Source organism: Acinetobacter sp. P37 (assembly GCF_057480965.1).
Genome location: NZ_JBLIYY010000006.1, coordinates 206,096 through 218,518, shown reverse-complemented (window position 1 = coordinate 218,518; position 12,423 = coordinate 206,096). Strand labels below are relative to the sequence as shown.

Genomic DNA, 12,423 nt, shown 5'->3' with positions numbered 1-12,423 from the left:
AGATTTGAAGATTTGAAGATTTGAAGATTTGAAGATTTGAAGATTTGAAGATTTGAAGATTTGAAGATTTGAAGATTTGAAGATTTGAAGATTTGAAGAAGAATATTATTTTTATCAAATTTAAAGCAAAAAAAAGAAGATAAAGCTTTAGGCTTGATCTTCTTGTTGACCGTAGAACCAAGTTGCTGCGATAAACAGAGAAAAACCAATAACTGACAACACTGGAGTAACCATATATTTCACACTCTAACTTTAATGACGTCATTATGTAAAAGTTTTATGACAGTTATATGACAAATATGAAATATTCAAAAATAATAAATATCTTTTATTTTCAACAATTTAAAAATAAAAACATATCTCCCTTTCTAGTTTTGTGACAAATATTTCATGAAATATGACAGTGAAAACGTCATTTTCAGGCCATTTATGACAGCGAGACATGGCACTGTTAAACCCTATTAAACTTTCGGCCAAAGATTAAGCGAAATACCCACACAACTGTGTTTTTGTCTTATAATTTAGCCCGCTAGCTATCAGCCCGCTCAAGAGATATTTGTATGACAACTATTATCAAGCAAGATGACTTGATCACATCGGTAAAAGATGCGCTTCAGTTCATTTCTTACTATCACCCACAGGACTTCATCCAAGCGATGAGCCGTGCGTATGACCGTGAAGAAAACAAAGCCGCAAAAGACGCGATTGCACAAATTTTAATTAACTCTCGTATGTGTGCAGAAGGCCATCGTCCTATCTGTCAAGATACGGGTATTGTGAACGTATTTCTTGAAGTGGGCTTAGACGTTAAATTTGATTTAACCATGAGCCTAGACGATGCAATCAACGAAGGTGTACGTCAAGGTTATCTTGAAAACTCAAACATTCTTCGTGCATCAGTATTAGCTGATCCTGCTTTTGGTCGTAAAAATACCAAAGACAACACCCCTGCTGTAATTCACTACAAACTCGTTCCGGGTAATAAAGTTGATATTACTGTTGCTGCTAAGGGTGGCGGTTCAGAAAACAAATCTAAACTTGCAATGCTTAACCCTTCTGACTCTATCGTAGATTGGGTACTTAAAACTGTTCCAACAATGGGTGCAGGTTGGTGTCCTCCTGGTATGCTCGGTATCGGTATTGGTGGTACTGCTGAAAAAGCCATGATGCTTGCAAAAGAAGCATTGATGGAAGAAATCAACATGGACGAATTACTTCGTCGTGGCCCACAAAACCAAATCGAAGAACTTCGTATCGAAATCTTCGAAAAAGTAAATGCTTTAGGTATTGGTGCTCAAGGTCTTGGCGGTTTAACGACTGTTCTTGATATCAAAATCAAAGACTACCCATGTCACGCTGCGGGTAAACCAGTAGGTATGATTCCAAACTGTGCTGCAACTCGTCATGCGCATTTCCAATTAGACGGTTCAGGTGTAGCGCATATTCAAGCGCCTAGCCTTGAAGACTATCCTGCAGTAACTTGGGATTCATCAACGTCTAAACGTGTTGACTTAGATAACATCACTCAAGAAGAAATGAACTCTTGGCAACCAGGTGACACACTACTTCTTAACGGTACAATCTATACAGGTCGTGACGCTGCGCACAAACGTATGGTTGACATGTTAAACAAAGGTGAAGAACTTCCAGTTGACCTAAAAGGTAAATTTATTTACTACGTTGGTCCTGTTGATCCAGTCGGTGACGAAGTCGTTGGTCCTGCTGGCCCAACAACTGCAACTCGTATGGATAAGTTCACACGTCAAGTGCTTGAAGCAACTGGCATGTTCGGTATGATTGGTAAAGCGGATCGCGGCCCTGCTGCTGTTGAAGCAATCAAAGACAACAAAGCAACTTACCTCATGGCTGTCGGTGGTGCTGCGTACTTAGTATCGAAAGCGATTCGTGAAGCTGAAGTGGTTGCTTTCGCTGACTTAGGTATGGAAGCGATCTACAAATTTGTTGTAAAAGACATGCCTGTATCTGTAGCTGTTGACGTAAATGGTACTTCTGTTCACGCAACTGCACCAAAAATCTGGCAAGCAAAAATTGGTAAAATCCCAGTAGTTGATGCTGCTGCGAACTAATTTCGCCACATTCAAGATCTAAAAAAAGCACCCCATCGGGTGCTTTTTTTAATGTCAATATTTAGGCTGTTTGTCGAATGACATTCGCTATTTAATATTTTCACACACTCAAAAACACGAGCTAATTACATTACCAAGTTAATGGATTCCACAGTTTAAAAGGCTTGGTCAACTGCACATCTTCCGCAGGATCATAATGAGGTGCTTTCAACTTCTGCGCACTTTTCCGCACTTTTCCAGTGTTTTGATCTTCTGCCACAAAGTTAAAACTGTTGGATTTCAACTCTGTAAATGCGATTTCATTTCGACCAATTTTTTCAGGCATGAGCAGCAATGGCCCTGAAACCGTTCTTTTACTGGATAAATTCTCTTCATCATATTTAATGAAGTAAGTTTGACCTGCTTCAACATCAAAGTCTAAATATTTAGGTTTTTGAAAATGATTCACCCCCAAAGGGCGACTCGATGATAAGCGGTAATTCCCCGCAGGTAACTCCACCCAGTAATAATGATTATTCAATAAACTTGGAATACGCTCACTGTTCAGAAATAAGCTGCTGGCCACAATTTCTTGACGATTCCATTTACTGTCTGGACGATATAAATACACAATCGCTGCTTGATCATGCTGAGCTTTCACTTCTTGAAAATGTCGACCTTGTTTCTGATTGACCCAACCACCAATGGTAAACATACCTAAGCGATATTGCTCAATATGACCCGGTGTACTTTCGGGATCCACGGGCTTTAATGTTGAAGCCAATGACGTTTGCTCAACGGCTGATTTTCCATGACAACCCAGCAGCGCTACACTGCTTAAAAGTAGAATTGCAACTTCACGCATGATTATCCCTCACTGCGTCTTTTTTTATTTTTACACTTTTGTTTTCAGTTTTTTACATTCAGGCATCCACGCCATCCTGCTGAGATTAACATTCTGCTTTTATTTTTGGAAATAAAAAACGTGTGCAAATCTTGGATTTACACACGTTTCAGACGAATAGCGCTTAAGCAGATTTAGAGTTCACAACTTTTAAATCTGACTTCGGTCCAGCTTCTTCAGTTTTCTTTGGTTGACGTTCTGATTTAAATTCAGGTTCCGCTTCACCATTAATCACCGCTTCATTGACGACAACCGTACCCACATCTGAACGACTTGGTAGGTCATACATCGTTTCAAGCAATGAATTTTCTAAAATCGAACGTAGACCACGTGCACCCGTATTACGATCAAGGGCTTTTTTAGCCACGGCACGCAATGCTGAGTCTTCAAATACGAGGTCAACATTTTCCATTTCAAATAAATATTGGTACTGACGTGTCAATGCATTTTTTGGTTCAGTCAGAATCTGCATCAATGCTTCTTCGTCGAGTTCTTCCAAGGTAGCAATCACAGGTAAACGACCAATAAATTCAGGAATCAGACCAAATTTAACCAAATCTGTCGCTTCAACTTGGCGGAATAAGTCAGATAATTTTTTAGTTTCATCTTTCTTACGCACTTCAGCTGTAAAGCCGATACCACCTTTTTCTTGACGCTGCTGTACGATTTTCTCTAGACCAGAGAATGCGCCACCACAGATAAACAGGATATTTGAAGTATCAATTTGAATAAATTCTTGCTGCGGATGCTTACGACCACCTTGAGGCGGAATCGACGCAACCGTACCTTCGATCATTTTCAATAACGCTTGCTGAACACCTTCACCCGATACATCACGAGTAATAGATGGGTTTTCAGACTTACGGGTAATTTTGTCGATTTCATCGATATAGATAATGCCCTTTTGCGCTTTTTCTACATCGTAATCGGCTTTTTGAAGGAGTTTTTGAACAATGTTCTCAACGTCTTCACCCACATAACCGGCTTCAGTTAAAGTCGTTGCATCTGCCATCGCAAATGGCACATCTAAAAGACGCGCAAGTGTCTGAGCAAGCAGCGTTTTACCTGAACCTGTTGGTCCAACCAACATGATGTTACTTTTCGAAATCTCTACACCGTCTTCTGGTTTTTTACCACTGGTGCCAACTTTTAGGCGTTTATAGTGGTTGTATACCGCAACAGAGAGGGTCTTTTTCGCAACATCTTGACCAATCACATATTGGTCAAGCGCAGCACGGATTTCATGCGGTTTTGGTAAAGGACGAGTTGCCCAGTCATTTGATTCAACTTGCTGACTGGTCTGAACTAGGTCAAGACATACGTCCACACACTCATTACAGATGTACGCGTCCTCACCTGCAATCAGTTTCCCGACTTCAGACTGCGTTTTACCGCAAAATGAACAATGCTTTTGTCCTTGAGGATGTTCGGACATATTCACTCCAATAATTAATTCTTTAAAACTTATGGGCGTTTAGATAAAACTTCGTCCACAAGACCGTATTCTTTCGCAGCTTGCGCTGTCATAAAATTGTCACGGTCAGTATCTCGAGCAACAGTTTCGTAGTCTTGACCACTATGCTCTGCCATTAAACGATTTAAACGTTCTTTGATGAATAGAATTTCACGTGCATGAATTTCAATGTCAGATGCCTGACCACGGAAACCACCGAGTGGTTGGTGAATCATGACACGGGCATTTTCAAGACAGTAACGTTTGCCTTTAGCACCGGCGTTAAGCAGGAATGCACCCATCGATGCTGCTTGCCCCATGCAGTAAGTCACAACATCAGGTTTAATAAATTGCATGGTATCGTAAATCGCCATACCTGCAGTAACCGAACCGCCTGGTGAGTTGATATATAAATGAATATCTTTATCTGGGTTTTCTGCTTCTAAGAACAACATTTGGGCAACAATCAAATTTGCCATGTTGTCTTCAACTTCACCGGTTAAAAAAATCACACGTTCACGCAAAAGGCGTGAATAAATATCAAAAGAACGCTCGCCACGAGATGACTGTTCTACCACCATTGGCACTAGTGCGTTTTCAATTGTTGGAACATACATACGTTATTTATTCCTAAATTTTTCTGACTCAACCCATAATTCACAATATGAGGGATATTTGTCGAAATTGCAAAAGATTCCCAATTAAATAACAGATATTTTTTTCATAAGCATTGTGAAATCAGGACAACTTATTTGGGGGCAAATTTCGATAAAAAAAGGCGCTTAATGCGCCTTTTTTTGAAAGCTAGAAATTAGCCTTGTTGACGAGCTTGTTGCTCTTTCAATAAGTCTTCATAGCTCACAGTTGTATCAGTTACTTTAGCAGAAGCTAAGATGTGATCTACAACTTGGTCTTCTAGAATAACAGCTTCGATTTGAGCACGTTGCTGTTTATCGTTGTTGAAGTATTCAATTACTTCTTTAGGATCTTCGTAAGAAGAAGCCATGTCTTCGATGTAAGCATCAACACGTGCAGCATCAACTTCAATTTTAGCATCAGCTAATACTTTGCTGACTAATACGCCAAGTTTAACTGATTTTTCAGCTTGCTCTTTGAATAGGTCATCTGGAAGCATGCTTGAATCAAACGCTTTAGCGCCTTGAGCACCAAACTGTTGAGTGAATTGTTGGATCATTTGTTGACGTTGACGGTCAATTTCTTGAGCAACCATTGCTTCTGGAAGTTCTACTTCGTTTGCAGCTACAAGCGCATCAAAAGTTGCACCTTTCACTTGGTTACGAAGACCGTTTTTCACTTCACGTTCCATGTTTTTACGCACGTCAGCTTTCAGTTTTTCAACGCCTTCTTCTTCAGTTAGACCGAAGATTTTTAAGAATTCAGCATCAACTTCTGGAAGTTTTTGTTTTTCAACAAGCTTAACAGTGATTTTGAATTGAGCAGCTTTACCAGCAAGGTTTTCAGCTTGGTAGTCTTCAGGGAAAGTTACATCGATAACTTTCTCTTCGCCTTTCTTCATACCAACGATACCGTCTTCGAAGCCAGGGATCATACGACCAGAACCAAGAACGAGTTTAAAGTCTTCAGCAGCGCCGCCTTCAAACTTCTCGCCATCAACAGTACCTTCAAAGTCGAAAGTTACTTGCATGTCTTTTTTAGCCATGCCTTTAGTTTCAACCCATGAAGCGCGTTGTTTTTGAAGATTTTCAATCATCTTCTCAACGTCTTTGTCGTCAACTGAAGTTGCTTTACGTTCAACTTCTAGGCCTTCGAACTTAACTTCAACTTCTGGATAAACTTCCACAGTTGCTTCATAAACTAAAGCATCATCTTTCATTTCAGTTTTTTCAATGTTTGGCATACCAACAGCATTGATTTTTTCTTGTTGGATCGCTTCGAATACTGTGTCACGAATGATGTCGTTTACAACTTCTTGATAGATACCAGCACCGTATTCACGACGAACAACGTTTACAGGTACTTTACCTGGACGGAAGCCGTTGATCTTCACAGTTTTGGCAGTGCGTTTCAAGCGAGCTTCAAACTGCTCGTTAATACGGCTCGTCGGTACAGATACATTTAAACGACGGGCAACGCCCGAAACCGCTTCAGAAGTTACTTGCATGGCTTCCTCGATAATTTGTTAGTTAAAACAGTTTTAAAAAAAAGTGCCACATTATATGACAACAATTAAAGATATACAAAAATGGATTATAACACTATAAATTCAGGCATGGATGCCCTTCTTATTTTTAGAATTTTTCAGCTTTTTTCGAAGAAATATTGATTATTTTTTAATTCACTATTGAAAATGAGAAACTTTCTCACTATTATTCTTAATGATATTTTTTTAATTTATTTTCATATATTTATCTTGTCCATATTTGGTATTCTTTTATGAGTAAATTTAATCTCAACCCACTTTCCGCTGCTTTATTTGGGGCAATTGTAACCACCACGAGTTTCGCACATGCTGAAACGACTGAATCTCAAGCTCAACAGATGGAAACCATTGTTGTTTCTGCAGCGGGCTTTGAACAAAAGATCAAGAATGCTCCTGCTTCAATTACCGTGATTACGGCTGAAGACTTAAAAAATAAACGAATTACATCCGTTGCAGATGCATTAAGTGATGTAGAAGGTGTCGATATTAGCCCTACAGCAGGGAAAACCGGCGGATTAAATATTCGTATTCGTGGTATGGACGCCGAATATACCTTGGTTTTAATTGATGGCCGCCGACAAAATAGTACAGGTGACATTGCCCCTAATGGATTTGGTGAGTCGAATAATAGTTTTATCCCCCCTGTTTCGGCTATCCAACGCATCGAAGTCATCCGCGGACCAGCTTCTACTTTATATGGTTCTGATGCAATTGGTGGTGTAGTCAATATCATTACCAAAAAAGTTTCACCTGAATGGACTGGTTCGGTCACGTTAGAAGGGACAGTACTGCCAAATCACTCAGACTTTGGTAACCAACGCGCTGTCGATGCATTTTTAACAGGGCCAATCATTCAAGATTTATTGGGCTTACAAATCCGTGCACGTAAAGCGGAACGTGATCAATCAGATTTAATACGTAGTGATGACGATGATACTGGTGCTGAACTTAGTGGCGGAAATAGCCCAACTAAATCAGATCTAGAAACTATCGGTGCTCGCTTAACCCTGACACCGCACAGCGACCATGATATTTCAGTTGAATATGAAAAAACTGAACAATGGTATGACAATAGCAAAGGTCAATTAGGGACGCTTGGCGCAAACGGTGGTTATGGTGATGCTCAAGAATATAACCGTGAGAAAATGATCCTCGCACATACTTGGAATAATGCTATTGGCAAACTTGAGTCAAGTATTATCAATACTCAAACAGAAACGGTTGGACGTTTAATTCCTGCACGTGCACAAGGAATGTCAACAGCCATCACTCCTCGTGTGTTAGAAAGTGAAGATACGATTTTTGATACTAAATTTACCACTCAACATTTTGAAGACCACCGTATTACTCTAGGCGGTCAATGGTGGGAAGCCAGTATCAGTGATGGTTTGCGTGTAAAAAAAGAAGTTTCTTTTGAGCAATTGGGTCTATTCGCCGAAGATACTTGGTCGCTGAACGACAATCTTGCATTAACACTTGGTCTTCGTTATGACGACCACGATACGTTTGGTGACTTTTGGACACCACGTGCATATTTGGTATGGAATGCAAATGAAAACTGGACCTTCAAAGGCGGATATAGTGAAGGTTATAAAGCCCCACGTTTAGAACGTTTAACTGATGGTGTGGTCAATGTCAGTGGTCAGGGTCGTACACCAACTTTTGGCAACCCAAATCTAAAACCTGAAACCAGCAAGAACTTTGAGTTTGGTACATACTTTTCTACCAATAATAATTTTGACTTCAACGTAACAGCTTTCTTTAGCCAAATTGAAGATAAAATTATGACGGGCAATAAAGAAATTAGCTGTAATACTGATAACACAACAACTTCGGGTATTAATTGGTCTAAAGCGGACTGTGAAGCATTCATGGCGTCGGTGGGAACGCCGTGGGTGATGGATTATAACCGTGGCAAACCAGATTCATGGAATGTGACTCGTCCTGTGAATGCCGAAGAAGCTGAAGTTTATGGTATTGAAGCTGGTTTAAACTGGGCATTTGCCGACAATTGGAAATTTGGACTGAACTACACTTGGACTGAAACTGAAATTAAAGATAGCAGTTTAGGCAATCCTGTACTTAATGACACACCAGAACACATGGTCAATGCGTCGCTTAAATGGCAAGCTGCTGACTTTGTGAATTTATGGGCGCGTGGCGAGTATCGAAGTGAACGTGCACGTTTCACCTCAACCTATGACAATCTAACTGTAGCGAATCAACAGGTTTATGACGCCCTAGGTGACTACAAGGAATATGCATTATTACACGTCGGTTCAAACTTTAATGTAACGCCAAACTGGGATATAGGTGTTGCTCTGTACAATATATTTGATAAAAACTTTAACGATTACGAGAAAGTCGCAGATAGCTATTACAACCATTATAGCAATACTCAGGAAGGCCGCCGTGTACAATTAAGTACAACCTTTAAATTCTAAATAACCGCATAATAAAAAACCTGTTTCGGCAGGTTTTTTTTGCATTAACAATTACGATTTATGCTTATTTAATTCACAATCATGTCTATATTTATAATCTCAATTAAACATAAAAAAACAATATATTTTATCAATATTTAAATAAAACATAGTCTTAATTAATACTTGTTATATCATTACATTAAATACTACTATCACAATATGATTATTTATCGTGATTTACAATTACATAAAGATGTAAGAAAAAATAAGAATCATTATTATTCGCATACAAATTCACTATTCCAAATCGGGTTCGAAATGGCCTTCATTAAAACACGTAAGAAAATTGTTTCTTCAGCAATTGCTTCTTCACTTTCTGTTATTGCTGTTAATGCAGTCGCGCAAGAGCAAGTTACTCAACTTCCAACGATTAACCAAGAAGTTGTTGCTGAAAAGGCACCAAGCTTAAAAGTTGATAAATCTGCGAATGCTAAATTTGTTGCTCCCCTTCTTGATACACCAAAATCTGTATCAGTGATTTCTAAGCAACTGATTGAAGACACGCAAGTCACAACTTTAAGTGATGCTTTACGTACAGTACCTGGTATTACCCTCGGTGCTGGTGAAGGCGGCAACCCAAATGGCGACCGTCCATTTATCCGTGGCTATAGCTCTGAAAGCTCAATGTATTTAGATGGTATTCGTAATTCAACCTCACAAAACCGTGAAATGTTTGCCATAGAACAAGTTGAAGTCACCAAAGGTTCTGCTTCTGCTATGGGTGGTGCAGGTACTGTTGGCGGTAGCATCAACATGATTTCTAAAGTGGCTAAAAAAGGCGACCACTTAGAAGGTACTGTTGCTGGCGGTACAGATGCTTATGCACGTGTAACACTAGATGGCAATAAAGATTTTGGCAATGGGATTGCTGCACGTGTTGCCGTTATGGGACACATGAATGAGAAAGCAGGTCAAGCTGACGGTGCTGAATACAAACGTGCAGGTATTGCCCCTAGTATTACTTTTGGCTTAGACACCCCTACTCGTGCAACTTTAAGTTATTACTATTTAAAATCGGATGACACTCCAGATTCAGGTGTTCCATATTGGGATGCTGGTTTAAGTAAACCACAGGGTAAACCTGCGGAAGTAAAACAAGGCGTTTATTATGGTTGGAAAGATCGTGACTTCCAAAAACAAGAAAACCAAGCAGGAACAATCAAGTTAGAACATGATTTAACTGACAACTTAACCCTCACAAACACTGCAATGTACAGCAAATCTAAAAATGATTATGTTTGGACAAACCCTGATGACTCCAAAGGCAATGTAGCCAATGGCAAAGTATGGCATCGTCAAAACTCTGCCATCACAGATAGCGATACCTTTACAAATCAATTAGCATTGACAGGTAAATTCGCTACAGGTGCCATTAATCACAGTTTTAATGTCGGTGCTGAATATAGCAAGCAAGAAACTGACAAAGGTGGTTATAACATCATTAACAGTAAAGATGGCAAAGTTTCCTCAACGGGGTTTTACAGCGACTGTAAAGACCTTTCAAGCAATTGGTGTACTTCTCTAAACAATCCAACTCAAAAACCATTTTTAGACCGTTTAGAAGCCCGCCAAGACTTTGATGCCACGGTTGAAAGCACTTCTGTATATTTATTAGACAGCATTGAAATCACACCACAATGGTTACTTGATCTTGGTGTGCGTTGGGACAAGTTTGAAGCTGAACAAAACTTTCGTGCTACATCTTCAGCTGCTGCATATACAGCTAACAATGATTCAGACTTCTTTACATATCAATCAGGTATAACCTTTAAACCTGTTGAAAATGGTTCAATTTATGCAAGTTATGCTACCTCTGCCAGTCCTGTTGGCTTAAATGCTGGTTGGGGAGATAACAGCGAAACCATAAATGCTAATAACCAAATGATCGATCCTGAAGAAGCGCAAACTTACGAGTTGGGTACTAAGTGGGACTTGTTAAATGATCGTTTGAATTTAACAGCAGCGATCTTCCGTACTGAAAAACAAAATACTCGTGTACAACTTGACCCAACAACTTATGCGAATGTAGGTGAAAGTAAAGTTGATGGTGTTGAATTAGGATTAAATGGTCAAATTACTGATAAATGGGATATTTCGGCAGGTTATACTTATCTTAATAGTGAATTAACAAAAAATGGTAAATCATGCCGTGGTTCAGGTTCAACAGCAACTTGTACAGATAATGCCATTTATAATGGCAACCAAATGCCTAATGTACCTAAACAAGCAGCAACATTATGGACTACCTATAAGATATTGCCGCAATTAACTTTGGGTGGTGGTGCAGTATATTCAGACAAAGTTTATGGTGATGTTGCAAACATCAAATGGGCTCCATCTTATGTACGCTACGATGCTATGGCGCGTTATACCGTTAACAAAAATGTGGATTTACAGTTGAATGTAAATAACCTTTCTGACAAACGTTATTTCACTAAAGCCTATGCATCTCACTATGCCACTGAAGCAGAAGGTCGCAGCGCAGTTCTATCTGTTAACTTCAAATATTAAGTTAAAGATTAACCCCATAATGATTCTATGGGATTAACTCAAATAGCCTCTTCAAAGAGGCTATTTTTGTATATGATCAAAACATAAATATTACAGTTCCAAAGGGTTAGGCCGTGATTCACCATATCCCAAATGTATTGAGTAAAGAACAGGTCAACTACTTCCGCACAGAAATGCAAAAAGTAGAATGGACTAATGGTCAAAAAACTACAGGCTCACTGTCTAAAAATGTAAAAAATAATCAGCAACTCGATGTTGAACATCCACTCACCCAGCATTTGGGCGATATCATTTTGCATGAATTGTCACAACACGCGCTTTTTACATCGGCAGCCCTACCCCTCAATATTTTGCCGCCCTATTTTAACCGCTATGAAAATGGTGAAACGTTTGGTTTCCATGTCGACAATGCCATTCGCTGGATGCCTGACAGCAATCAAAAAATTCGTACCGATTTGTCCTGCACGATTTTTCTAAGTGAACCCGAAGAATATGAGGGTGGTGAACTTGTGGTAGAAGACACCTATGGCTACCACGAAGTGAAATTGCCTGCCGGAGATTTGATTTTGTATCCATCTACCAGTGTGCATGAAGTTACTCCTGTGACTGCAGGCTGTCGTATTGCATCATTTTTTTGGTTGCAAAGTATGATCCGTGAAGATGCTGAGCGTCACATGTTATTTAATCTCGATCAAAGCATTCAAAATTTGCGTATGCAATTGGGTGATGCACATAGTGAAGTCGTCAAGTTGACTAGTCTGTATCACAACCTTATCCGCAAATGGGCCGAAATTTAAAGCTTAAGGTCAATAGACATGGAC

The 12,423-nt window shown here is 39.5% G+C and carries 8 protein-coding genes; 4 read left to right on the top strand and 4 right to left on the bottom strand.

All coding sequences use genetic code 11. The features are described 5' to 3' along the window. The first annotated feature begins 560 nt into the window (after positions 1–560). The gene (locus AC25JC_RS07870; protein WP_078189659.1) at positions 561–2,087 is read left to right on the top strand and encodes a fumarate hydratase; all 1,527 of its coding nucleotides are present in this window, start codon (positions 561–563) and stop codon (positions 2,085–2,087) included. Positions 2,088–2,217: 130 nt separating this feature from the next. Here the strand turns inward: AC25JC_RS07870 and AC25JC_RS07865 are convergent, their stop codons facing one another. The 4 genes from AC25JC_RS07865 to tig all read right to left on the bottom strand — a co-directional run bounded on the left by AC25JC_RS07865 (position 2,218) and on the right by tig (position 6,566). After that, on the bottom strand, positions 2,218–2,931 hold the full coding sequence (locus AC25JC_RS07865; RefSeq protein ID WP_486923804.1) for a DUF2846 domain-containing protein: 714 nt from the start codon (positions 2,929–2,931) through the stop codon (positions 2,218–2,220). A gap of 163 nt (positions 2,932–3,094) precedes the next feature. Further along, complete coding sequence (clpX, locus tag AC25JC_RS07860) at positions 3,095–4,405, bottom strand: ATP-dependent protease ATP-binding subunit ClpX (protein ID WP_486923803.1); 1,311 nt, start codon at positions 4,403–4,405, stop codon at positions 3,095–3,097. Between the two features lie 29 nt (positions 4,406–4,434). Next, a complete protein-coding gene (gene clpP / locus AC25JC_RS07855; RefSeq protein WP_078192707.1) occupies positions 4,435–5,040 on the bottom strand; it encodes an ATP-dependent Clp endopeptidase proteolytic subunit ClpP in 606 nt (201 codons plus the stop codon). A gap of 194 nt (positions 5,041–5,234) precedes the next feature. After that, positions 5,235–6,566 carry a trigger factor gene (gene tig / locus AC25JC_RS07850; RefSeq protein WP_180084696.1) on the bottom strand — a complete coding sequence of 444 codons (1,332 nt, stop codon included), beginning with the start codon at positions 6,564–6,566 and terminating at the stop codon, positions 5,235–5,237. A 272-nt stretch (positions 6,567–6,838) separates the two neighbouring features. Between tig and AC25JC_RS07845 the strand changes: the two genes are divergently transcribed. The 3 genes from AC25JC_RS07845 (at position 6,839) to AC25JC_RS07835 (ending at position 12,399) form a co-directional block, all read left to right on the top strand. Further along, complete coding sequence (locus AC25JC_RS07845; RefSeq protein ID WP_180115874.1) at positions 6,839–9,049, top strand: TonB-dependent receptor domain-containing protein; 2,211 nt, start codon at positions 6,839–6,841, stop codon at positions 9,047–9,049. Between the two features lie 300 nt (positions 9,050–9,349). After that, on the top strand, positions 9,350–11,602 hold the full coding sequence (locus AC25JC_RS07840; protein WP_180115875.1) for a TonB-dependent receptor: 2,253 nt from the start codon (positions 9,350–9,352) through the stop codon (positions 11,600–11,602). 113 nt (positions 11,603–11,715) lie between these two features. Continuing rightward, a complete protein-coding gene (locus AC25JC_RS07835; protein ID WP_180115876.1) occupies positions 11,716–12,399 on the top strand; it encodes a Fe2+-dependent dioxygenase in 684 nt (227 codons plus the stop codon). Positions 12,400–12,423 lie beyond the last annotated feature (24 nt).